Below are 22,845 nucleotides of genomic sequence, written 5' to 3'. Positions count from 1 at the left end.
CCTCAGAAGCTGGTCCAGGCGAACAGGAACAGGGTGTTGTTGTCGCTCGCATCCCTGCCGTTGCCGTCATAGTTGTGCTTTGCGCCATTGAAGCGGTCGAACATGGTGTATTGCACGCCCAGGCGGAGGTTGGCCCACGGCGCGCCCCATGAATCTTCCTTGCCCCAGGGCGTCCAGTCCGCCTGCAACACGTAGCCCGAGGTATTGGGTGAGCCATTGGCAAACCCATCGGCGTAGCGCAGCGGATCGCGCTTGCCGACCGTCAGGAAGCGACCGGCGCTGAGGCCCCAGGTCTGGTCGTAGTAGTAGGAGGCATTCAGGCGGAACTCGTTGAGGCTGACCTTGCGCGAGGCGGCATCGCCGCTGGCGAACAACGCATCGCTGGTCTGGCGCTCCCGGATGTAGCTGGTCGCGACGGTGGCGACATGCTTGCGGGTACCGAGGAACTGGTACGAGGCGTCTACCCCGAGATCGTCATAGTGATCGCGCGGCCCACTCGACAGGCGGTCCGGCTGGATGCTGGTGCGCAGCCCGAAGACGCCGGCCTGGAAGGCCTGCTTGCGGGCGTCCTGCATCCAGGCGAGTCGCCAGTAGGCAGTGTCGCCACCGAGACGCCCCATGTCATCGCCACGCCCCTGGCCGGTAATGCTCTGCACCGACGGCGAGAGCGCCCGGTAGGTGCCCAGCTCGCCGTACAGGGAGTTGTTCCAGAAGGCGTAGGCCGAGGCCCCCAGCACGCGGTGCTCGAGCCCGCCATTGATCAGCGTGGCCGCATCGCCTCCACCGAAGCCGACCGCCGGACCGGTGTAGGGAAAGCCCCACACCGGCATGGTGTTGAACGGGTCCTGGACGCCGGGGTTGTTGTTGACCGAGATGCCGAGCACCGTATCCTTGCCCGCCAGCTGCATGGCGTGGGCGAAGCGAACATCGGCATGATCGAGCGCAGTGCGCTGCTCGACACCATCGTAGGTGGCCTGGATGAAGGCGCCGAGCTGCTCGGTCAGCTTGCCTGCCAGGAAGGCGGAAACCTCGTCGACCGTAAAATTGTCGTTGCGATGCGTGTGCGCGGTGGGCGGATCCTGCTGGTCCGCTCCGGTGTGGGTGAAGCCGCCGAGCAGCATCGCCGACAGCGGCACATGACCGGCCTGGCCGTTGCTGTCGGTATAGCCCCCGATCTTGAAGGCAACGCCGTACGGGGTAAGTTGCGGACCATAGGCCCCCACGTGGCATGCCGCGCACTCCTGACCGGTCTGCCTGGCGAAGGCCGGCAGGGCATGGGCTGCCGGCATGAGGCCGGCAAACAGCACAAGGGCAAGCAACGGTGCGCGCACCAGCGGCATCCTGTCGAGTCGAGACAACATCTTGAGACCTCTCTGAGCTTTGAAGAAACAGGCGGGCGAATCAGGCGCGCCTGATGCGCACCCGAAATGGCGACATGGCACGCAGGATCGCGTCACCGCGGACGAAGTGATGCCACAGCGCCGCGGCGGCGTGGACACAGGCAAAACCGAGCAACGTCCACGCGAGGGTTTCGTGAATGTCGCCGAGCTGATCGGCAAGGTCGACGTTGCGCGCCACCAGCGCCGGCAGATCAATCATGCCGAACAGCGAGACCACGTGGCCGCGGGCGCTGGAGAGCGCCCAGCCGAGCAGCGGCAGCGCGATCATCATCAGGTACAACACGGTATGCACCGCACCCGCGACGAGTCGCTCGAAACCGGATTCGGTTGCCTGCGTCACCTCGCGACGATGTCGCGTGACGAGGCGCGCCGCCGTGATCACGAGCACCAGCAATCCGGCGCTGCGGTGCCCGGTAAGCAGCATCGCGCGGACCGCCTTCTCGTCGAACAGCTCGCGCCCGAGCACCAGCACGAAGGCGGCGACGATGGCGAGCGCGGAAATCCAGTGCAGCGCAATCGACAATCCGGGATGACGCGGCGGATCCCCGTCACGCGACAGATCGGCGGCAATCGGCTTGACCATGAGCCCTCTCCATAGGTGTATGGAGCGGGAGGCTAAGGGATGCTTCCCTTCGGAAGCCTGACAGTTCAGCCCCGAACCGGGAATGCCACGCGGATGCGCGTACCACGCCCCGCCGCGCCTTCGCCCACGGCAAGCGTCGCGCCGTGACGGGCGGCAACCTCGCGGACAATCGCGAGGCCCAGGCCGCTGCCGCCCGCAGGGGCGCCGGGGGCGCGATAGAAGCGCTCGAAGACGCGCTCCCGCAAATCCGCGGGAATGCCCGACCCCTCGTCCTCGACCTCCAGCCAGGCAGAACCGGGGCCGCTGCCACATCGCACCGCTACTGCACCACCCGCGGGCGCATGGACGATCGCATTGTCCACCAGGTTGCCGAGCAGTTCGCGCAGCATCCACGGCGCGCCCTCGATACGCGCCGGCGCCGGTTCGAAGGCAAGCTCGACGCCACGTTCGAGCGCCGCATCGAGGAAGTCGGACGCACACTCTTCGAGCAGATCGGCAAGATCGAGCACCTCGAAACGAACCGCCGCCACCGCGTCGGGAGAGGAGCGCGCGAGTGCCAGCATCTGCCGGGTGAAGTGAATCAGGCGCCCGGTCGACTCGCGCAGGCGCTCGATGCGCGGACGCGCCTCGGCCGGAAGGTCGGCCGCCGCCAGCTCGAGCTGTGTCTGCATCCCCGCCAGCGGCGTGCGCAGCTGATGGGCCGCACTCGACAGGAAGGCCTGCTGCGCGCGGCCGGCCAGTTCGAGCCGCGCCATCAGGCGGTTCATTGCCGCGACCAGCGGCCGCGCCTCTCCCGGCACACCCTGCTCGCCGACCGCGGCGAAATCCTCGAGGCCGCGCTCGTCGATCTGCCGGCCGAGCGCATCGAGCGGGCGCAGACCGAGGCGTACGCCGAAGTACACCACCACCAGGGTCACGCTCAGGAGCAGTACGTTGGGCCAGATCACCGCGGCGAGGATCTGCTTGGTCGCCCGCTCGCGCTTGTAGGTTGATTCGGCCACCAGTACGGTTGCCCGGATGTGCGCGTTCGCATAGGTGCTCGCCACGACCCGCATCGCGCGCCCGTCGATCGAGAGGTCGGCGAACTGCGGCATGCCGGGCGGCGGGTTCAGCGCCACGCCGAGCAGCACGCGATCACCCGCGATGAGGCGACCGCCCGCCTGGACCACGGCGTAGCGCACCGTGTCCTGGGGATCGGCCCGCAGGATCGCCTCCGCGGCGGGCGGCAGGTCGAGCTCCAGCGGGGCATCGTCCTCGTCGCCCTCGAGCCGCGAGGACAGGGCCCGCGCAGTACCCAGCAGGGCATGGTCATACGATTCGTTGGCCAGCGCGAGTGCGGTGCGGTAGTCGGCAACCACGCTCACCGCCAGCACCGCGAGCAGGGGCAGCGCCAGCACCAGGGTCAGGCGCCCGCGCAGGGTCCCGAGCACGCGCGCCATCATCGCGGTGTCTCTTCGAGCCTGTAACCGATGCCACGCACGGTGCGGATCGCCATGCGCGCACCCAGCTTGCCACGCAGCCGCGAGATGTAGATTTCGACCGCGTTGGCGGTGATTTCGCGGTCCCACTGGCCGAGGCTCTCGGCGAGGCGCGATTTGTTGGCAACCCTCGGGGCGGCAAGCATGAGCTGCTCCAGCACGCTCCACTCCCGCCCGGTCAGCTCGAGCGGCTCGCCGCCGAGGCTCGCGGTATGGCCGACCTGGTCGAGCGCCAGCGGCCCGACCACGAGAATCGGGCTGGCGCTGGCACGGCTGCGGCGGATGAGCGCACGCAGACGCGCGAGCAGTTCCGGCAGCAGAAAGGGCTTGGTGAGGTAGTCGTCACCCCCGCTGTCGAGACCGTCCACCCGGTCCTCGAGACCATCGCGCGCCGTCAGGATCAGAATCGGCAGGCTCCGCCCTTCGCGGCGCAGGCGCCTCACCAGGCTCAGTCCATCCATGCCCGGCAGGCCGATGTCGACAATGGCGAGATCGTAGGCGGTAAGCGCGGCGGCGCCGACCGCCGGCTCCGCAGCACCGACGTGATCTGCCGACCAGCCCTCGCGCTCGAGTGCTTCCCGAATCCCCGCGGCAAGGGTGGGATCATCTTCGACGAGCAGGATGCGCATGGGTCTCGGCAAGCATATTCACGGACCGGTCGATCTTACGCCCGACGACCGCGGCCCGTGTCGAAGCGCGCTGTCCAATGCGGGATGCAAGGGCGGCGGACGGGCCGCACATCGTCTATGGAAAATACCTCTGGGCTAGGTGCGGGAACGAAACGGCACGAGGCACAGCGCCTGGCGTCCTCTTCCCCTTGCACGGAGCAACGCCCCGAGGGCGATGACGACGAGCAGCAACGTGGCCGGTTCAGGCACGCCGACAGCGGCAAGCGCCGCCCGCGCCAGCAATGCATGGCCTGCCGTGGTCGGATGGATGCCGTCCCAGAACAGCGTCGTATCCGCGTCCGCGATACAGGCGGCATCGAGTGCGCAGGCAGAAGACGTATCGACGAGACCGAAATCCGCTGGGTTCGCCGCTACCGTGCGCAGGAATCCGGCCACGTCGAGCACATCGATATCGACATAGTCGGGCAGGCTCAGGGTGCTCAAGGCAGCGAGCAGCGAACCGTTCATCAAGTCCACCAGTGCGCTCGCCGCTGCGCCTGCTCCAGCGAGCTGAACCGCCGGCGTGAGGCCGATGTCGGGCACGGTCCACAACAGGATGTCACGTGCGCCGGCGCCGACGAGATCTCCGATCATGCCGAGCGTGGCGGTCACATAATTGGCAACCGTGGTCGCAGCATCGGCACCGGTCAGCACCGCCCGCGCATCGTTGCCGCCACCGGCGATCACGTACAGGGCATCGCTGGGGATTCCTGCGCCACTGCCAAGAAACAGTCCGACCTGCTCCTGCAGACTGGGCGGGAAGGTCGCGGTCGCGCCCATCACCGTCTTCGCGCCACCGAACGCGAAGTTGCTACCGCCCAGCATCGACGGCGCGAGACTCACGCCCAGCTGGCTCGCGAAATAGTCTGCCCACACCGGCCCATTGGAATAACGGTCGGTTGCGTACGGATAGGTCGGAATGATGTCCGGCAGGGCAAGCGGCACCGCGGTCCGCAGGGCGCCCGGCGGCAGCCCCGAACCGGCGCCCATGCTGTCGAACACTGCGGCGTTATTGCCGGTGTCCGACAGGCTGTCGCCAAAGATGAACAGGCTGCTGAACGGACCCGCCGCAGCAGGTGCCGCGACTGCTGCCAGGCCCAGCATTGAAAACGCGCAAACGCATCTGCCAAGAAATCGGTTCATGGTGTCTCCATCAGCTCACGTTGTTGTTCGGTCATGCCGGTCGGCGTGGCTTGGCCGGGTAAGCAATCGACATGCCCATACCCTGCCGCCTCGGACCACGGCGGCAGCGGCGCCCGGCGTGTTGATCAGGTGCCGCGCCAGTGTATGGCCCGCCGACATCGGAAGCCGACGGAAATCGCCTCGGGCACACCTTCAGGGCAGCGCAGGATAGTCGATGTAACCGGCTTCACCGCCCTGATAGAAGCGCTCCATGTCCCACGGCGCCAGTGCAGCGCCGCGGGCCACCCGTTCCGGCAGGTCGGGGTTGGAGATGAAGAGGCGCCCGAAAGCCACCGCATCGCAAAGACCTTCGGAGAGGAAGGCCTCGGCCCGCGCCGGATCGAAACCGCCATTGGAGACGATCGGCATCGTCGCGAGCGGCCGGAAATGCCGAGCGACTTCTTCGATGACCCCCACGCCGCCTTCGAGCTGGTTCGGCAGGTAGGGCTCGGTGAGATGCAGGTAAGCAAGCCCGTAGTCATTGGCCCGACGCACGACGTAGTCGAAGGTCGGCACCGTGTCGGGCTCGACCACCAGCCCATGGAAGCGGTTCATCATCGGATTGAGCCTGAACCCCACCCGGTCGAATGTCAGCTCGCAGCCGACCGCGTCAAGGATCTCGAAGAGCAGACGCGAGCGGTTCTCGACACTGCCGCCATACTGGTCGTCACGCCGGTTCGAGCAGGCCGCCATGAACTGGTGTATCAGGTAACCGTTGGAAGAGTGGATCTCAACGCCGTCGAAACCCGCCGCCACGGCATTGCGTGCCGCGGAACGGAAATCCTCCACGACGCCGGCGATCTCTTCGACGCTCAAGGCGCGCGGGGTGACGGTCGGCTTCATGCCCGTCGGCGAGAACATATTCCATTCCGGATTGATCGCCGAAGGCGCGACGGGCGGCTGGCCGTCATGAAAGTCGGGAAGCGACAGCCGCCCGCAATGCCACAACTGGCAGACGATGCGCCCGCCGGCGACATGCACCGCATCGGTGACGAGGCGCCAGCCTTCGACCTGCGCCGTGGACCAGATGCCTGGCGTATAGGGGTAGCCGCGCCCCTGTGGCGAGACGATGGTGGCCTCCGACACGATCAATCCTGCACTGGCGCGCTGGGCGTAATAGCGTGCCATCAGCGGGGTCGGCGCAAACTCGGGATTGTCGGCCCGGCAGCGGGTGAGTGGCGCCATGACGAGTCGGTTCGGCAGTTCGAAAGCGCCGAGGCGCGCCGGCGTCAGGAGTCTGTGGCTCATGGGTAGGACCTTCACATCGCGTGATCGAGGCCGTCGATTGTGCCACCACGTCATGCGTACTGCAGCGTGCCACTCAGAATCGCGCGCGATCGATGCCGTATTTCTTGAGGAGTTTGCCGAACGCCCGACGCTCCTTGCCGGCCTGACGGGCCGCCGCCGAGACGTTGCCGCCGGCCGCCGCGATCACGGTCTCGAGATAATCACGCTCGAAATCGGCGATGACCTTCGCCTTGGCCGATTTCATGTCAAGCGAGCCCAATCCGCTTTCGCCGTCGATCGTGCCACGACGCTCCGTGCCCGGCAGCTCGAGATACAACACGCCGTTTTCGGCCAGCAGGAACTGCCGATGCACGGCGTTCTCGAGTTCGCGGATATTGCCGGGCCAGCCGTATCTCATGGCAGCGGTCAACGAGGCCTCGTCAGTCCGCGGGGCCGGACGCTCGTATTCTCGGGCGAAACGCTTGATGAAATGCGCGATCAGCGCGGGGATGTCACTGCTGCGCGCCCTCAACGGCGGCAGGCTCAAGGACATGATCGCCAGTCGATAGAGCAGATCCTGACGAAAGCTTCCGTCGCGCACCATCTCGTCGAAATCGCGATTGCTGGCCGCGATCACCCGCACGTCGGCCTGGACATCACAGCGCGAGCCTAGGGGGCGGTAATTGCCATCCTGCAGGAAACGGAGCAAGGCCACCTGCCCCTTGTGGGAGAGGCACTCTATTTCGTCGAGGAACAGGGTACCGCCGTGCGCCCCGCCGACAACCCCGGGCTGGCTGTCGCGTGCATCGGTAAACGCGCCCCTGGCGTGACCGAACAGCTCGTTCTCCATGAGATTGTCGGGCAGCGCACCGCAATTCACCGGAACGAAAGGCTTGTAGCGGCGCGGACCGAGGTAATGGATTGCACGTGCCGCGAGTTCCTTGCCGGTACCTGTCTCGCCATTGATGAGCACATGGGCCGAGGTCGCCGCGAACCGCCGCACCTGATGCATGGCGGCCGTAAACGACGGGGCACTGCCAAGCAGCCCGAAGCTCACCAGATCGGTAGCCCGGCCATCCCCGGTCGATGTGTCGTCCTGCATGGGCGGGGCGCAGCCCCTGCTGTCTGCCTGGAAAGACATCCGTGCTCCGTTCAGTCGATTTGCCTGTCGGGCCGCTCGCGGCGTGGCCCGGGTATGGCGACGAAACACGCCTCCTCTCCGCTCCTGCTGGCTGATTGCGCATCCCGCCGCACCGCACATTGACTATGGGATAGCCCCCCGCAATCGTCAAAGAGCGTTACATATCCGACGTTGACGCAAACTGCGCGAAGCGCCTGGGCCGCATCCGCAGCGCAACCTCAGACCGACTGCTGACGAAGCCGGGCCTCGGTGAGACGCACCGCCATCTCGCGGATGGTCCGAGCCATGTCGCGGGACAGATTGAGCAGCAGGATGCCGAAATCGAAAGGGAATTCGATGTGGAACTGGTGGAACACATCGGACTTGATGCCCAGCACGATGGTGCGGCCGTGCGCCCTGCCGATGCCGAAACGCTCGAACAGGCCGATCATCGACACGTAACCGAGCTGCTCGCCCATGGCAATGGTGCGGATCGCAACCTGCGCGCCTTCGCGCTCGCGCACGTAGTCGAGCTGCCCCTCGATGACCACGAAAAATCCATCGCCCGGCTCGCCCGGACGAAACAGCTCTTCGCCATCGGCCATCGCATAGAGCTGACCATGGGTGAGGAGAAAACCGATCGCCTCGTCGGAAAAAGCCCCGAACACCGAAGCGGTCCTGAAATGATCAAGCCCGCGTTCGGCCAACATCTGCTGCCCATCCAGACTTTCCATGGCTGCCCCCTCCTCTGCCGCAACGGAGCGGACAAATCCCGCCCTTGCATCCGTCGCGTGCGTTCACGCGGAGCAAGCTTGAACCCGCTTGCGGCGGAAGGCAACCGTCAGCGAGAGCGGAAACGCGGGAGGGGCGAATGAGTGCCTAACGGGGACGCGGGCGGCCGCGCAGGGCGCCTGAAGCACGACGGGCACGCTGCAGCGCCAGCAGTTCCAGGCAACCCGACGCAATCACGCCGGCCAGCGTCAGCAACGGAATGCGGATAATCCTTCTGGCGATGCTGCTCATGAACGTCTCGTCGCGCCGGGCAAAAACATCAAACAGTGGCAGCGTAGCAAGCCAATGCGACCGTTTCGTTGCAGTTTCATGACCCGTCTTGCCACGCCATGACAACTGCTCGCGCGACATGCGGGCCAAGGTATGCTTGCGAGACCGCGTTCCCCGGCATTGCATCGTGACGCACAGCGCGATCCCCGAACTCACCCAGATCGAAGAGCTCATCGAAGCAGGCGGAAGCCGGCTCGAGACACGACGGCTTGCCGAGATCGATGCCGGTGCGGGCGGCCGCTTCCCGCTCTATTCGATCGCATTCGGCAATCCGGACCCCGCCGTGCCGGCGATCGGATTCTTCGGTGGGGTCCACGGCCTGGAGCGGATTGGCGCCGACGTCGTGATCGCCTACCTGCGCCACCTGATCATGCGCCTGCGCTGGGACGGCATCCTCCATCGACAGCTCGAATCGGTTCGCCTGGTGTTCATGCCGCTGGTCAACCCCGGCGGCATGTGGCTCGGCACCCGTGCCAACCCGAACGGGGTCGACCTCATGCGCAACGCGCCGCTGGAAGCGCAGACATCGGTCCCGCCGCTGCTCGGCGGACAGCGCATCAGCGCCCGCCTGCCGTGGTACCGTGGCCGGCGCGACGAGGCCATGGAGCTCGAGAATCGTGCGCTGTGCGAGACCGTCAAAACCGAACTGCTGTCGCGCAACTTCAGCATCGCGCTCGATTGCCACTCCGGCTTTGGGCTCAAGGACCGCATCTGGTTTCCCTATGCCCACACGCGCACGCCGCTTCCCCACCTCGCCGAGATCCACGCTCTCGACGAGGTACTGCGCCAGACCCATGGCAGCCACCCCTACATCATCGAGCCGCAGAGCCTGCAATATCTCGCCCACGGTGACATCTGGGACTACCTTCACCTGCGCGCCTGCCAGGCGGAAGGGCGCATCTTTCTCCCGCTCACGCTGGAGATGGGCTCATGGCTGTGGGTGAAGAAGAACCCACGGCAGCTCTTCTCGCGGCACGGCATCTTCAACCCCCAGATCGCCCACCGCCAGCAACGCGTACTGCGAAGGCACCTGCCCCTCCTCGACTTCCTGTCCCGCGCCGCGTGCAGCCAGCACCTCTGGATTCCGGATGCCGAAGCGCGGGCGGACCATCATGCCAGGGCAATGGCCAAATGGTATCCGTAGGCCGATGAGCACCTGGATCCTGCTGCGTGGTCTCACCCGCGAAACCGGCCACTGGGGCGACTTCATCGACATTTTCCGTCGCAACGTCCCCGGGGCACGGGTCGAAGCGCTCGACTTGCCGGGCAACGGCACCCTGAACCGGCTTGCCAGCCCCTGTGCGGTGCCGGCAATGGCCGATCATTGCCGCGCAGCACTTGCCCGGCGCGGCATCACGCCGCCCTACAATCTGCTCGCGATGTCGCTCGGCGCGATGGTTGCGGTGTCGTGGGCATCGACAGCCCCGCGGGAGATCGCCCGCTGCGTGCTGATCAACACCAGCCTGCGCCCCTTCAGCCCTTTTTTCCGACGCCTGCAACCCGCCAACTATCCACACCTGCTCGGGCTCCTGATGCCCGGCATGAACGATCGCGACAAGGAAGCCGCAATTCTGCGTATGACCAGCCGCATGCGCCCGGCCGACGAGAGTGTGCTGCAAGCCTGGACCGCACTGCGCTCGGCGCACCCGGTTACGCGCATGAACGCCGTGCGGCAACTCTGTGCAGCGATGCGCTATCGCGCCCCGTCCGAACCGCTCGCCGCGCAGTTGCTGATCCTCGCAAGCCGAAACGACGCCCTGGTACATCCGGACTGCTCGCAGGCGCTCGCCGACAAGTGGCGCTGCGAGATCCGGTTTCACCCGCGGGCCGGCCACGACATTCCCCTGGACGACGGCGCATGGCTCGCCGGGCAGGTCACGCAGTGGCTGGCCGGCCCCTCCCGGTAGCGCACCGCAGCCACGCGACCGCCCCGCCCACGACAATTCGGCTACAGCATTCGCCCCGGCTGCCGTTGTCAGTGGTGAGGGGAACCAACATCCGGGCCAGCAAATCGCATAAAGTGCCCGAATGTCCACCGGACCATCCGCGATGGAAGCGCATAGAGAGGATTCACCACGCGCAGGCGGGATGCAGACATGAAAGGCGATGACGCGCCCGGAACCGAAGAGCGCAACCTGCTCCGAGCCCAGATCGAGCAATGCTACGGTCAGCTTCCGATCGCCCTCGCGGCCAACGTCCTCAACGGCGCGATCCTCACCGCGGTATTGTGGGCCACCATCGAGACGGTAGTCCTGCTGGGCTGGTTTGCCCTGCTCGTGGCAGTATCGCTCGCCCGCCTGCACACCCTGCGGACATTCAGGGCCGCCCCCCGCGACGGCGCCTTCGAACCCAACCGCTGGAAGGGGCCATTCAGGGTCGGCGCATTCGGGGCCGGACTGGTATGGGGGCTCGCCGGCATCGTGCTGTTCCATCCCGAATCCTTTCCCCACCAGGTTTTGCTTGCCTTTCTGCTGGGCGGCATGGTGGCCGGTGCCATCCCGCTGCTCTCCGCGGTCAGGCACGCCTATCCGCTGTTCGCGATTCCGGTGGCTTTGGCAAGCATCACGAGAATGGTCATGGTCGGCGACACCATCCACCTCACCATGGGTCTGATCATGGGCGTCTTCAGCCTGGCGATGCTCGCCTCGTCCGCCCAGGTCCGGCGGATCTTCCGCGAATCTGAAAGCCTGCGCCGACGGCTCTCTTCTTCGATCGAGGAAAGCCAGGTGCTCGAGGAACTGATAAGGCGCGACGCACTGACCGGCATCCCCAACCGACGGCTGTTCGAGGAACAACTGCAAAAGGAGTGGCGAAGAGCGGAACGCGATGGCCTTCCGCTCGCAATCATCTCCGCCGACATCGACCACTTCAAGAAATACAACGACCGCTATGGCCACCAGGCAGGCGACAAGTGCCTCATCAAGGTCGCCCAGGCCATGCAGCACGCCCTCTCGCGCCCCGGCGACATCGTGGCGCGAATGGGCGGAGAAGAGTTCGCCTTCCTGCTGCCCGGAACGACACCGAGCGGCGCACAATCGGTTGCCGAGCAGGTGCGCCGCGGCATCTCCGGTCTGAACCTGCCACACGAAGGCTCACCCGTCGCGCCGATGGTAACGGTAAGCATGGGGATCGCCTCATCGGGCAGCCAGTCGGTCACATCGCCAGCCGAACTGCTGCATGCCTCCGACGTGGCACTTTACGAAGCAAAGCGGCGGGGGCGTAACCAGTCGGTGGCGATCGACCAATAAGCGATGCGGGGCCGTGCAGCAGCCCGATGGAGAATGGCAGCACGCCCCCGGCGAAACACCAAAAGACAGAATCGCGGCCCCCAGCGTGCGCCGAGGCGACGAATCAGCGCGAAACACGTTGCCCACCTCACCCCATCAAGCGATCCGGCGTGTTCCGCTTTGTTTGGCTTTCATTGGCCGGGACTCGCCCCGGCCGATCTCCATCAATCGACGGTGCACACCAAGCCGAACAACGAAGAGCGAGACTCTGGACCCCGGCCTTCGCCGGGGCGACGAATCAGAGAACACACGCCCTGTCACGCAGCAATCTCGTCACAGCAATGCCGCAGATGAACACCGGTAATGGCGAAGCCGAGCCGGCACATCCCTCCCCTTCCGCACCGCCGAGTGCAGGCCGCGCCCGGCGGGAATTGTCGCGTCGCTGTTTGAGCCCGCAGGGCGAGTTTCGACGCGACCCGCCGGACGCGACCGAAGCGAGGGAACCGGCGCAGCCGGCGGTGCGGCAGGGGGCGCTTCTTTGGTGACTTTCTTGTCGCCACAAGAAAGTCACTCGCCCGCCGGGGCGAGACCCGGCCAATCACCATCAATCGACGACACACACCAAACCGAACTACGAAGAGCAATACGCTGAACCCAGGCGTTTGCCGCGGCGACGAATCAGCGTCCCTCCGGCCGCTCACGCAATCCTCACATCGATCTTCATCGTCGGCGTCCCCGCCGTCCCCCTCACACTCACCGTGATCCCGCTCCAGCCCCCCTCCGGCAGATCGAGCGGCGGTTTGGTGCGCGCCCCGAAGGTGCGCCGCCCTGGATGCGGCAGCAGGTCCTCGGCATCACCGCGATTGCCCTTGCCGAAGATCTGCGCCATGTCGCGCCGGCCATCCGCCTGGATCAGCTCGATCGCCAGACGCGCCTCGTCATTGACGTTGTCGATGCGCTCGTCCACCACGTAAACCGCGATCCCTTCGTCGGGCAGGAAGCTGTCCTGGCCACGCCGCCGCCGGTACTCGACGAAGACATACTGCTCCTGCGTCATCCGCGCCGGGTTGCGGATCAGCACCATCGAACCGCCCTCGGCAGCCGGCAGCAACTCGATGCCGCGCTTGCTCTTGGTGATCACCACCGGCTCGATCCAGTTGTGGAACATGCGCAGCATGCCGTTGGGCAGCACTGGGGTGAGCCCGCCGTTGCCCCACGAGCCGCTGGCCATCAGGCAGTAATCGCCGAGTCCGTTGGACTGCGACCACTGCTGCCGGCCGGTGTCGTAGAAGTCCGCCCAGCGCGCCGCCAGATGGCCCCATTCATGGGCGCAGACGCCCATGTTGCAGTCCTCGGGCACGGTCAGGAAGGTCGTTACCTGCAGCCCGCCGCCGACATCCACGCCGCCCGGCACCAGCCACTTGAGGCTCCACATGTCGTCGCGCGAGCCGCTCTCCTCGGCGCCGCTGCCGGCATGGATGATGAATAGCGCGGTGACGATGCGCTCGCCGAGGCTGTCGTAGGGCGAGAAGTCGATGCCCTGCGCCCGCGCGGCATTGACCGCGTCGCGGGCCATGCCCTGGGCGTTGCGCGGGAAGCCGCCCATGCCGCTGTTGCCGTCGGCATAGAAGGACAGCGGATGGGGAAGCCGGATCCAGCCCGACACCTCGCCCTGCACGTCGATGCCGTGCGCGGCGCCGTCGTAACCGCTGACCGTCCGGTAGTACTCGCGCATGCTGCCGGCGGCAAACTCGCCGGGCTCGCCGAACAGCATCTGACGGTAGAAATCCGGCGAACGCACGCCGCTGTTGGGCCGATCGGGAAAGTCGACCAGCAGCACCAGCGTGCGCACCACACCCTTGAGGTGTCGCGCCGGGCGGAAGATGCGCTGCATCGCGCCGGCGGGGGCGAAGTCGAGCGCGCCGTCGTCGAGGCCGACGAAGTTCTCGCTGCGCCGCGACGAGCGCCACACCCGGTAGAACTCGTCGAAGCTCATCCCGGCCCGCAGGCGGCCATCGGCCTTGAGTTCGTTGAAGCGCGCCAGCAGCTGGGCCATCAGCTTGGGCGAGGGCGGCACCGGGCAGACGTGGCAATCACAGGCGTGGAGTCGGGAGGCAGGGACATGGAAGAGCATGGCGTTCTCCTTGAGGCTGGCGTTCAGGCACTGAAGGGCGGGCCGGCGAGTGCGATCAGGGCGTCGCGCAGCCGGGCGAAAGCGGGCGGTGCGGCGCTGCGCTCGACGCACACCGAATGCGCGCGCGCGCCCAGCGCTGCATCGATCTCGTCCCTGAATCCGTCACGGCCCGGGGTGACGATCCGGCCGGGCAGTTCGAAAAAGCCGCCGCCGGCAAGCAGCGTGGCGAGTTCCTGCAGTTGCGGGCCGGCCAGGCTGCGCAAGGGCTGCGCTGGCCATGGCGCGCTCCAGTGCTCGCCTTGCGGGCAATCGCGGGTCTCCTGGTAGGCGAACAGATCGCCGTCCGCTGCCAGCCGGATGCGCAGGTTGCCGCGGCTGGAGATCGCCTGGATGCGGCGAAACTCGATGCGCAGCGGGCGGGCGGCGGCCTCGCTCATGTGATGGCCCATTCGTTCTGCTTGATGTCGGGAGTGGTCATGCGACCGAGGGCTTCCCACAGCGTCACATAGTGGCGCGGCAACACATCGATGCCGTTGGACATCTGGCTCGAGGTGCGCACACCCCACACCGCCGGTCCCGGCACGCCCGCGGCGGTCACCAGGCCGGAATAGAGCGTCTGCTGGGTACCCAGCAGGCCGGTGGTGTTGTTCTGGTACTCGTCCGGCAGGCCGAGCATGTGGCCGAACTCGTGTTCGCCGACCGAGTAGCGGTTGGATGTGTAGCTGGCCTCGAAGGCATGATCCACCGAGATGTCCGCCCGGCGATTGGCGACGTCGCCGGCCGTGCCGACCGGCCCGTGGCCGAGCACACCGATCGGCTGGGGCACCCCGAGGCCGGAGAGGAAAGTGCGCACCGCCACTGCGCGCCGCTCGGAGAGATCGACGTTGTGGGTAGCATCACCGTCGAGGCTGGCAAAGCCGTCGACCTTGAGCGGGATCAGCGGATCGGACGGGTTCTTCTGCTTGGCCGCGTTGGCAAACGCGGTCAGCGACGGGCGGGCCGCCGGCTGGATCACGTCCTTGTCGTTCCCGAACATCACCGGCGATGCCACCGCCGCGGCCAGCGCGTTCTCGAGCCGCCGGCGTTCGCTGGTGGCGACATCGCCGCTGTTGAAGTCCGGATTCTCCTGCACGTCGGACTGATAGAGATCCGCGCTGGCGGCCTTTTCGGGATGGGCAGTGTCGGGGTCGTTGGTGGCGGACTTGTAGTCGATGTTCGGGCCGGGGCTCTTGTGTACCGTAGCCACGTAGTGGGCAGAGGCCTCGTCATCGACCTCGATCGGCATGACCAGCGGAATGGCGCGGAAATTCCAGCACGGCTTGGTCGAGGTCATGGTGTGCTGGGCGCTCCAGCGGGCCGTGACGCGGCTGATGTAGTCACTCTTGAAATCGGCCTTCTCGGTGTCGCTCCAGAAGAAGCGGCTGAGGTCTTCGCCGGCCATGGTGCGGGTCAGCCAGGCGAGCATGCCGGGGGCGTTGTCGGCGGAGACGAAGTTGAACTTCATCTTCACCGTCACCGGCATCAAACCGATCAAGGGATAGTAGTCGGCGTCGAACAGGCCGAAGGTGGTCGACGGGATGTAGCGCTCGAGGTGCATGTGACGCAGCGCGAAGGCATCGCGGCGCACCCCCTCCTCGAGTGTCAGGCAGGCGCCGAACAAGGGGTCGAACATCGGTGTCGGCACCGCCGGAACACCCGCCGGCAAGGGCACGCCGGCATCGCTCGGGCCGGCAGCGGCCGCAGCGGCAGCGTCCGGCACAACGCCGGCGTCCGGAGCGGCCCCGGCGTCGGGGAGGACACCCGCATCGGGGGCACGCGCCACGGTGTTCCCCGCACTGCTGCCACTCACCACATGCGCGAGTTCATGCGCCATGAGGTGACGCCCGGAATCGGTACCGGGCTCGTGGCGGCCCGGCGCGAAGACGATGTCGTTGCCGAGCGTGAAGGCGCGCGCCGCGAGCGATCGCGCGATCATGCCGTCGCGCGCACCGTCATGTACCCGTACCGCGCCGAGATCGCGCCCGAAACGCGGTTCGAAGAAGGCGCGGGATGCGCCGTCCAGCGGCTTGCCGGCGCCGAGGCCTGGCATGGATGCGGTGCCCGGCGCCGCCCCCTCGGCCGAACGCTGGATCTCACCGGCGCAGCTGGCGCAAGGCACGGCCGGCGTGCAGGCTGTGCAGCCGCCGGGCGCCATCACCGCCTCGGCGATGTGCTCCGCCTGGCGCTCGCCGGCGTCGCCGGGCTGCGAAACGCGGAGTCCCTGCGCAGCGAGGAATCGCGGGGTGCCCGCAGCCCGCATGCCCGCCGGCCGCGTGCGACTGCGCCCCGCCAGGGAGCCCGGGATGTTGCCGCGAAGCTGGCTTGTGAATGTCATCGTCTTCCCTCCGCAGAGCGCCCGCGGGGCACACCCGCTGGCCGCAGGACGCATCGAGTTGCAACCCTGGTTTCAGCATAGTCGCTGGCGGGCCGCGTGTTCATCCGGCCCCCTTGGTCTCGTTCCTTGCCGCCCGCCGGCGCGCGTCGTGGGCGGCCTTGGCTGCCGCAAAGGCCGTCACCCCCCATTTCATGCGATACGCCTCGAGCATCGGCGCCACCCAGGATTCGGCCACGTCGCGGCCGAGCAGGTCGCCCAGCGTGGCCCAGGCAGTCGCCAGCGCGGTGTAGGCATCGGTGCGCAAACCCATTGCGTCGAGCGATTCGGCAAGCGCCGCCGCGGCGCCGTAGTAACTGAGCGGAGCGACCGCTTCGAGCGCCAGGGTGCGGGCCTGGCGGGCCGATTCGGCAGCTTCGGCGAACTGCCCGAGAGCGGCCTCCAGTCGTGCCAGCAGGAGCAGGCGCTCGCTGGCCAGGTGGGCGTCCTCGCCGCTCGCCAGCAGCAGGCCGGGACGCCGCGACACCGCCCGGGCATGCTCGATCGCGCCCGCCTCGCGCGCACGGTTTGCATGCTCGACATGGATCCACGCGGTGGCCAGTGCATCGCTGGCCCGGATCATTTCCTGTGCTGCCGCGTCGTAACCCTGCCAGGCCTCGGCGAGCGCCGCGCGGCCGGCATCCGCCTCTGCCAGGCGACGCAGCACGGTGGCCCGCGCCCAGGCAGGCAGTCCGAGTTCGGCGCCCAGCGCCAGCGCTTCGCGGTATGCCGCGGCCGCCCGCTCGAACGCGCCCTCGGCGAGCAGCGCTTCGCCCAGCTCGGCGCGCGTGGCGAAAGCCGCACGCGCATCGTCGCCGGCGAGCCTGCCCGCGTGCCGGGCAGCAGCGACCGCCTTTCCGCCTTCCCCGCGCGCGCGATGCAGCGCGGCGGCCATCTGCAGGCAATGCGCGGCACGGGTCGGGTCGCCCTCGATGCGGGCAAGTTCGGCAGCCCGTTCGAGTTCGCCCGCCGCACGTCGCCAGTCGCCGCGCTGCAGGGCGCGCTGGGCGTCGGCCAGTGCAAGTTGTCGCTGTTTGCTCGCTCCGTTCATGAGCCACCTCCCGCCGATTCCTGACGCGGCCGCCAGCCGCGCTCGATCATCGCCGCCCGGGTACGCGCCATCGCATCGACGCGTGCCTGGCGATGTGCCGTCGCCCAGGACTGCCACTGCTCGGAAAGACTCGCGATACGGGTCTGCGTGTCTTCCGCCTGGGTGTCCAATTGTGCGCCGGTCTGCGCCGCCTGCGCCTCGCGCTGGCGCGAATCCGCCGACCGCGCGGCATTGCGCGCAGCCAGCCCCTGACCTTGCCCGCCGCTCTGCGCCAAACCCGCCTGCGAAGCAACTGCACCACTGGTGGTCGCGGCGAGCCGGCCTGCGTTGGCGGCGATGCCGCTACTGCGCGCCGGTTGCGCGGTCTGCTGGCCGGCCACCGCGGTATCGACCCCGCTGAGCGCATCAAGGAAGTTCTGGCCGTCGCTGTTCATCTTGAGGATGCCGCGCTTGGCGCCGCGCAGCACATCCGGGCTGTCCGGCAGCGCATGGGCCAGATAGGTGAAACGGGTAAAGGCCTCGAGCGGACCGGTGATCATCGCCAGCCCCGCAGCGCGGTTGCCGTAGTCCTGCAGCGTGCCTGTGACGCTGCCTTCCTGCTGCTGTTGCTGCTGGTTGGCCGTGGTGCGCCGCGCGGTGGCTTCCTGATGGGCCTGGGTGGCGCTGATCGCCTGGGCGTTGCGCTGGTTGAACTCGGCGAGCGGCCCGGCGTTGGCCTCGTGGTGTGCCGCGTCGCCGGCCATCATTCCCTGCAGCGCCTCCGCCTGGGCGCGCGCCTGCAGGATGCCGAGCAAGGTGTTCTGCAGGTCGGCGATGTCCTGGCGGCTGCCGCTTCCGGGCGGTGGCGGGTAGGCCGGGTTGACCGGCTCGACGATCGGCTCGGCGCCACGTTCCAACCCGGCATTGAAGTCCTCGGCGCGGCGCGCCACGCCCTCGCCCACCCGGCGCCCCAGGTAAGCGCCGACCGGCCCACCGGTGACGGTGCCGACCACCGCGCCCACGCTGCCGCCCCGGCCGATGCGTTCCTCGCGCGTGCCGTGTCCGAAATAGGCGCCCCACAGCATCGGGACGGCGGGGTTGAGCGAGGCGATCGCGCCGGCGCGCGCGGCACGTGCGAAGCCTGCCGAGCGGGCCGTTTCGGTGTCCCGCGGCGCGCCTGCCGTCGACGGCGCGCCCTGACTGCCCCGGTCGGCGCCGCCGCGCACCGCCGCGGAGTAGGCGATCAGGGCCCCGGGCGAGGCAACACCGCCGGCCGCGGGAGGCCTGACCGCGCCTGGCGGCACCGCGTGCGCCTGCGGGCGACCCGGCGACGGCTCGGCGACGCGGCGTTCGCCGGCGAGCGACGGATCGACGATCACCGACGGCGGCTCGCCCGGCGCACGCGGTCGCACCGGCCGGCGCCCACCCGATTGAGGCGCGCCGTATCGCTCGGTATCCACGAAGATCGTGCCCTCTCGGCTCTGATGGCGCCGACGCGCCGCCGCGTCCTGGGTGAGCAGCCACATCTGCTCGCGCGGCAGGTCGGGCGTGTGCAGCGCCGCGCGGGTGCTTGCCTGGAACTCCTCGTGCCAGGGTTCGATGCGCGCCTGACCGGCCAGCTCGGCCTCGCGGTGGCCGATGATCTCGTGCCCCAGCACCGCCCGCGGCTCGAGCGCCGCGTTGGCCGGATTGGCGAGCCCCTGCGGCCGTGCCTCGGGCGCCAGCGGCAGGATGTCCGGGCCGATCAGCAGCTGGTCGAAGCTGCCCGGCAGGTAAGCGGTCGGCCCGCCGACCTGCTGGATCTGCTCGCGCGGCATGCCCATCTGTTCGGCCATCGCGGCAAAACCGGCGAATTCCTCGGGCGTGAGCGGGCGCTGGTTGCGGGTGCCGCCTTCGCCGGCTGGCCGACCGCCCGCGGGGACCTCGGTCACCGGGCGCGGCGCCCCGGGCGGCTCGAAGCCGAGTGACAGCTGCCCGGGATGCGGCGCCTCCGGCGCCGTCGGGGTGACCGCCTCGGCGCGCGGCGCAGGCGGTGCCTCGACCATCCTGCCCCGCGCGTGCAGATCCGGCAGCAACACCTCGGGGGCGAGCAGCATCTGCATCGGCGAGCGTGCCGGCTCGACCACGAAGCCCGACCAAGGCTCGACCGGACGCTGTGCAAGATCGGTGCGCGGCACCCCTTCCATGACCCAGCGGGCCTGCTCACCGGCCGCCACCGCAAGCTGAACGTCATCAAGCGGCGGCAGGCCGGCGCGCTCGCGCGACGCCTGGATCTGGCGGCGCATCTCGGGGATCAGGTAGGCATCGGCGAAGCGATGCTCGGTGCGGTAGCGACGCGTGTCTGCCGGCCGCGCGGGGCCGCCGGCCGCACCCGGCTCCGCAGGAATCGCGGCATTGCCCGGCCCCTCCGGGACCGCGGGCCGGCCCATCGGCGCATCGCCTACGTAGTAACGCGTTCCCCGCTCGCCGCCGGGCAGCGCGCTCGCCGGTGCGCCTTCGGTGGTGAGCAGCAGGGTCGCCGGGTGGGCGGCGCGGCTCTGCAGCGGACTGCGGCTGGCGTTGATCGCCTCAACCGTGGCCGGCCGCGTGCCCGGCGCGGCATTGATCGTCGCGTCGCGGACCTTGGTCCAGTGCTGGTCCTGCAGGCCCGGACCACCATAGCCGGCCGGGCGGTCGCCGGGGATCTGGGCATAAGCGGCGTCATGCACCGCGCGCGGGCTGCGGGCGGTATCGCGCGGCACATCCTGCATCGGGGCCATCGCCTCGGAGGCCAGCCGGTCGCCGAAGGGCGAATCGTTGAGCGCGGCAACCGTGTCGGCGAGGTCCGCAAAACTGGCCGGATCCGCCGACGGGGCCGGCTCAGCGGCCGGCGGCGGCAAGACCTCGGCGTCGGTGATCTGGCGCGGCGCGGGTTCGGTCGGCGCCTGCGACGGTGTCACGGGTTCGGTTGGCGCCCTCGACGGCGTCGCGGGTTCGGTCGGCGCGCGCGACGGCGAAGGCGTCGGAGCCTCGAGCGGCGGTGGCGGCTGAGTCGGCGCGTAGGGGCTGGGGGCGTCGGGGTTCCAGTCCGGCAGCTCCGGACCGTAGTCGGGCAGCGGCTCGAATTCCGGTACCCGTGGCGGGCCGGGGATCTCGGGCATGCCGCCGTCCGGCGGCAAGGCGGTCGGTGCATGCGGGTCGACCACTTCGGGCGCGGGAATGGTGGAGGCATGCGGATCGATCGCCTCGGGCGCCGGAATCGTCGACGCGTGGGGGTCGACCACCTCGGCGGGCGACGCGGGTGGCCGTTCGGTCGGGGCGTAGGGACTCGGCTCGGCGGGATTCCAGTCGGGCAGCTCGGGACCATAGTCGGGCAGCGGCTCGAACTCGGGCACCCGCGGCGGCCCCGGGATCTCGGGCATGCCACCGTCCGACGGCAAGGCGGTCGGGGCATGCGGATCGACGACCTCGGGCATCGGGATGGTCGGTGCATGCGGGTCCACCGGTGCCGGTGCGGGCATCGTGGGCGCGTGAGGATCTACCGGCGCGGGAGCCGGCAGCGTCGGTGCGTGCGGATCGACTGGCGCGGGAGCCGGCATTGTCGGGGCATGCGGATTTGCGGGTGCTGGCGCCGGCATGGTGGGCGCATGCGGGTCGACCGGCGCAGGCGCGGGCATCGTCGGAGCGTGAGGGTCGACCGGTCCCGGAGCCGGCAAACCGGGGTCGCTGGCCGGGCGCGGCGCGGCGGGTTCCGGCGGCAGCATCGCCGGACGGTCGCCAGCGGGCACCCCGGCCTCGACCGCCGGTGGCGGGTCGGCGGTGATCGTCGGACCCTCGCCGGCCGCCGGGCGGGGCGGCTCCACCCCCGGAACGTGCGGCGGCGGATGACCGATGCCGAGGCGACGCGCCCCGGCCGCGGTGGCACCGCCGCCCGCCAGCCCGCCGGCCATGCCGCCGACGAAGCCCGCGCTGGCGCCTGCGGCGGCCGCGATGCGGCCGCCTTGCTGCTCGACATCGCTGGGGTCGGCCTGGCTGGTGAAGGTGTGCAGCGCGCGGAACAGCGTGACCAGGCGTTGCAGCACCAGTGCGTTGATGCCGTCGAGCACCATGGTCGCCATGCCAATCGCCATCGCGATGGTCGACAGGGTTGCCGCCAGCGGCGAGGCGACCCCGACGGTAAGCACCGTGATCACCCACATGGCGATCGAGATCGCTCCGATCACGCCGGCGATCACGTTGAGCACCGCGGTGGCGATGCCGATGATCTCGGACACCGCGGCGATGCTGTTGGCAAGCTGTTCGTAGATCGAGCCGCCCTCGCCGAAGCGGCCGATGGTCTCGCCGGTGTGGCCCCAGTCGCGGGTGGCGAGGTCGTAGGCCGAGAACACCCCGCCGATCACCGCGCCAATGGCCGGCAAGGGAAAACTGCGCGCGAGCGCCGGCCCGGCGAGTCGTGCGACCAGCCGCGCCGCGCCGATCTCGAGCGCCTGGCTGCCGGCGCCGACGGCTGCGCCCATCAGCGCGCCATGGCCGAAGCCGCCCAAGGCCCCCGCGCCGGCCTGGTCTACGATGAAGTCGGCGCGCCGCGCGCTGCCGGCCTCACCGACCCGCGCCGAGGCGGCGCCCCAGCGCTGGTGCTCGGCCAGTTCCTCGTCGATCAGGGCGATATCGCCGGTCGCCAGCGACTCCAGCGTGCCGGCCGCGGCATCGGCTGCAAGACCCCCGCCTCCGCCGGCGCCCGTGCCTTCCTCGATGCCCCCGCCCCCGGCGCCACCGCTACCTTCACCCTCGGCCTCGCCTGCGCCACCACCCTCGGCGGCGCCTCCTCCGCCATCCGCGCCTTCAGCGCCGCCCTCGCCTTCGGTTGCCGCCGTCTCTCCGGCCTCCGCTGCAGCACCATCACCCGCCTCGCCGCCCTCACCCCGGCCACCGCCACCACCGCCCCCGCCACGCCGCTGGACGGCCTCTGCCGGTGATGCTGCCGGAGCGCTTGGCCCGGCATCGGCCGAGGCACGGTGCGAAGCGGCCGAAGTCTCCTCGGTCGCCTCAGTCGTATCTTCTTCGGGCTCCTCGACCTGGGGCGGCGCACCGGCCTCGAGCGCCGCGCCGCTGCGGGCGAGTTCGCCCGCCACCTGGTGGGAGGCCTGCGTATCGCCCACATCGGGTCCCGGCGCGATTTCCTCCACGACTTCGTTGCCTGCCTGGCGGGTATCGAGAAACTGGGGGACGCCCGGCGCGGCCTCGGGCGCTCCGGGCGCCGCGGCGGACAGTGCCTGCGCCGGCTGCGGCCCTACCCGCCGCGGGCTGCGCTCGCGCTGCGCGACGGCGGCCCCGGCACCCATGAC

Annotated in this window: 17 protein-coding genes; 3 read left to right on the top strand and 14 right to left on the bottom strand. The window is 68.9% G+C overall.

Features of this window, described 5'->3' with window-relative positions:
* Window positions 1–2: 2 nt before the first annotated feature.
* The 9 genes from GQB03_RS19560 to GQB03_RS23335 all read right to left on the bottom strand — a co-directional run bounded on the left by GQB03_RS19560 (window position 3) and on the right by GQB03_RS23335 (window position 8,801).
* Window positions 3–1,361, bottom strand: a complete 1,359-nt coding sequence (locus GQB03_RS19560; protein ID WP_159692932.1) for a cytochrome C — start codon at window positions 1,359–1,361, stop codon at window positions 3–5.
* Window positions 1,362–1,401: 40 nt separating this feature from the next.
* Window positions 1,402–1,983 (bottom strand): cytochrome b, encoded by a 582-nt coding sequence (locus GQB03_RS19555; protein ID WP_159692930.1) that lies wholly within the window; start codon window positions 1,981–1,983, stop codon window positions 1,402–1,404.
* Between the two features lie 65 nt (window positions 1,984–2,048).
* Complete coding sequence (locus tag GQB03_RS19550) at window positions 2,049–3,425, bottom strand: sensor histidine kinase (RefSeq protein WP_159692928.1); 1,377 nt, start codon at window positions 3,423–3,425, stop codon at window positions 2,049–2,051.
* The gene (locus tag GQB03_RS19545; protein WP_159692926.1) at window positions 3,422–4,090 is read right to left on the bottom strand and encodes a response regulator; all 669 of its coding nucleotides are present in this window, start codon (window positions 4,088–4,090) and stop codon (window positions 3,422–3,424) included. The genes GQB03_RS19550 and GQB03_RS19545 overlap by 4 nt, the downstream gene beginning before the upstream one ends.
* A gap of 135 nt (window positions 4,091–4,225) precedes the next feature.
* Window positions 4,226–5,272 carry an SGNH/GDSL hydrolase family protein gene (locus GQB03_RS19540; protein ID WP_159692924.1) on the bottom strand — a complete coding sequence of 349 codons (1,047 nt, stop codon included), beginning with the start codon at window positions 5,270–5,272 and terminating at the stop codon, window positions 4,226–4,228.
* A 192-nt stretch (window positions 5,273–5,464) separates the two neighbouring features.
* Complete coding sequence (locus GQB03_RS19535; protein WP_159692922.1) at window positions 5,465–6,559, bottom strand: alkene reductase; 1,095 nt, start codon at window positions 6,557–6,559, stop codon at window positions 5,465–5,467.
* A 73-nt stretch (window positions 6,560–6,632) separates the two neighbouring features.
* The gene (locus GQB03_RS19530) at window positions 6,633–7,679 is read right to left on the bottom strand and encodes a sigma-54 interaction domain-containing protein (RefSeq protein ID WP_200832319.1); all 1,047 of its coding nucleotides are present in this window, start codon (window positions 7,677–7,679) and stop codon (window positions 6,633–6,635) included.
* Between the two features lie 218 nt (window positions 7,680–7,897).
* Window positions 7,898–8,392: a cyclic nucleotide-binding domain-containing protein gene (locus GQB03_RS19525; RefSeq protein WP_159692920.1), complete on the bottom strand. Its 495-nt coding sequence runs from the start codon at window positions 8,390–8,392 to the stop codon at window positions 7,898–7,900.
* 145 nt (window positions 8,393–8,537) lie between these two features.
* Window positions 8,538–8,801, bottom strand: coding sequence for a hypothetical protein (locus tag GQB03_RS23335; protein ID WP_235027144.1), 264 nt, complete (start codon window positions 8,799–8,801; stop codon window positions 8,538–8,540).
* A 46-nt stretch (window positions 8,802–8,847) separates the two neighbouring features.
* Here GQB03_RS23335 and GQB03_RS19515 point away from each other — a divergent pair, with 46 nt between their 5' ends.
* The 3 genes from GQB03_RS19515 (at window position 8,848) to GQB03_RS19505 (ending at window position 11,968) form a co-directional block, all read left to right on the top strand.
* Window positions 8,848–9,864 (top strand): M14 family zinc carboxypeptidase, encoded by a 1,017-nt coding sequence (locus tag GQB03_RS19515; RefSeq protein ID WP_200832318.1) that lies wholly within the window; start codon window positions 8,848–8,850, stop codon window positions 9,862–9,864.
* Window positions 9,865–9,868: 4 nt separating this feature from the next.
* Window positions 9,869–10,627: an alpha/beta fold hydrolase gene (locus GQB03_RS19510; protein WP_159692916.1), complete on the top strand. Its 759-nt coding sequence runs from the start codon at window positions 9,869–9,871 to the stop codon at window positions 10,625–10,627.
* A gap of 189 nt (window positions 10,628–10,816) precedes the next feature.
* Window positions 10,817–11,968, top strand: coding sequence for a GGDEF domain-containing protein (locus GQB03_RS19505; protein ID WP_159692914.1), 1,152 nt, complete (start codon window positions 10,817–10,819; stop codon window positions 11,966–11,968).
* A gap of 676 nt (window positions 11,969–12,644) precedes the next feature.
* Here the strand turns inward: GQB03_RS19505 and GQB03_RS19500 are convergent.
* The 5 genes from GQB03_RS19500 to GQB03_RS19480 form a co-directional block, all read right to left on the bottom strand.
* A complete protein-coding gene (locus GQB03_RS19500; protein ID WP_159692912.1) occupies window positions 12,645–14,081 on the bottom strand; it encodes a M6 family metalloprotease domain-containing protein in 1,437 nt (478 codons plus the stop codon).
* Window positions 14,082–14,104: 23 nt separating this feature from the next.
* The gene (locus GQB03_RS19495; RefSeq protein WP_159692910.1) at window positions 14,105–14,518 is read right to left on the bottom strand and encodes a hypothetical protein; all 414 of its coding nucleotides are present in this window, start codon (window positions 14,516–14,518) and stop codon (window positions 14,105–14,107) included.
* Window positions 14,515–16,455 (bottom strand): eCIS core domain-containing protein, encoded by a 1,941-nt coding sequence (locus GQB03_RS19490; protein WP_159692908.1) that lies wholly within the window; start codon window positions 16,453–16,455, stop codon window positions 14,515–14,517. The genes GQB03_RS19495 and GQB03_RS19490 overlap by 4 nt, the downstream gene beginning before the upstream one ends.
* A 100-nt stretch (window positions 16,456–16,555) precedes the next feature.
* On the bottom strand, window positions 16,556–17,542 hold the full coding sequence (locus GQB03_RS19485; protein ID WP_159692906.1) for a hypothetical protein: 987 nt from the start codon (window positions 17,540–17,542) through the stop codon (window positions 16,556–16,558).
* Complete coding sequence (locus GQB03_RS19480) at window positions 17,539–22,842, bottom strand: hypothetical protein (RefSeq protein WP_159692904.1); 5,304 nt, start codon at window positions 22,840–22,842, stop codon at window positions 17,539–17,541. Before GQB03_RS19480 ends, GQB03_RS19485 begins: the two co-directional genes overlap by 4 nt.
* Between the last annotated feature and the right edge of the window lie 3 nt (window positions 22,843–22,845).

The sequence above is a fragment of the Cognatazoarcus halotolerans genome (assembly GCF_009800965.1).
GTDB classification, from domain to species: Bacteria; Pseudomonadota; Gammaproteobacteria; order Burkholderiales; family Rhodocyclaceae; genus Cognatazoarcus; species Cognatazoarcus halotolerans.
The sequence above is the reverse complement of the archived record's forward strand: the minus strand, read 5'-3'. Positions and strand labels throughout refer to the sequence as shown.

Coding starts and splice junctions, on each gene's coding strand:
- GQB03_RS19560 (WP_159692932.1), bottom strand. CDS start 1,361: ATGTTGTCTCGACTCGACAGGATGCCGCTGGTGCGCGCACCGTTGCTT.
- GQB03_RS19555 (WP_159692930.1), bottom strand. CDS start 1,983: ATGGTCAAGCCGATTGCCGCCGATCTGTCGCGTGACGGGGATCCGCCG.
- GQB03_RS19550 (WP_159692928.1), bottom strand. CDS start 3,425: ATGATGGCGCGCGTGCTCGGGACCCTGCGCGGGCGCCTGACCCTGGTG.
- GQB03_RS19545 (WP_159692926.1), bottom strand. CDS start 4,090: ATGCGCATCCTGCTCGTCGAAGATGATCCCACCCTTGCCGCGGGGATT.
- GQB03_RS19540 (WP_159692924.1), bottom strand. CDS start 5,272: ATGAACCGATTTCTTGGCAGATGCGTTTGCGCGTTTTCAATGCTGGGC.
- GQB03_RS19535 (WP_159692922.1), bottom strand. CDS start 6,559: ATGAGCCACAGACTCCTGACGCCGGCGCGCCTCGGCGCTTTCGAACTG.
- GQB03_RS19530 (WP_200832319.1), bottom strand. CDS start 7,679: ATGTCTTTCCAGGCAGACAGCAGGGGCTGCGCCCCGCCCATGCAGGAC.
- GQB03_RS19525 (WP_159692920.1), bottom strand. CDS start 8,392: ATGGAAAGTCTGGATGGGCAGCAGATGTTGGCCGAACGCGGGCTTGAT.
- GQB03_RS23335 (WP_235027144.1), bottom strand. CDS start 8,801: ATGTCGCGCGAGCAGTTGTCATGGCGTGGCAAGACGGGTCATGAAACT.
- GQB03_RS19510 (WP_159692916.1), top strand. CDS start 9,869: ATGAGCACCTGGATCCTGCTGCGTGGTCTCACCCGCGAAACCGGCCAC.
- GQB03_RS19505 (WP_159692914.1), top strand. CDS start 10,817: ATGAAAGGCGATGACGCGCCCGGAACCGAAGAGCGCAACCTGCTCCGA.
- GQB03_RS19500 (WP_159692912.1), bottom strand. CDS start 14,081: ATGCTCTTCCATGTCCCTGCCTCCCGACTCCACGCCTGTGATTGCCAC.
- GQB03_RS19495 (WP_159692910.1), bottom strand. CDS start 14,518: ATGAGCGAGGCCGCCGCCCGCCCGCTGCGCATCGAGTTTCGCCGCATC.
- GQB03_RS19490 (WP_159692908.1), bottom strand. CDS start 16,455: ATGACATTCACAAGCCAGCTTCGCGGCAACATCCCGGGCTCCCTGGCG.
- GQB03_RS19485 (WP_159692906.1), bottom strand. CDS start 17,542: ATGAACGGAGCGAGCAAACAGCGACAACTTGCACTGGCCGACGCCCAG.
- GQB03_RS19480 (WP_159692904.1), bottom strand. CDS start 22,842: ATGGGTGCCGGGGCCGCCGTCGCGCAGCGCGAGCGCAGCCCGCGGCGG.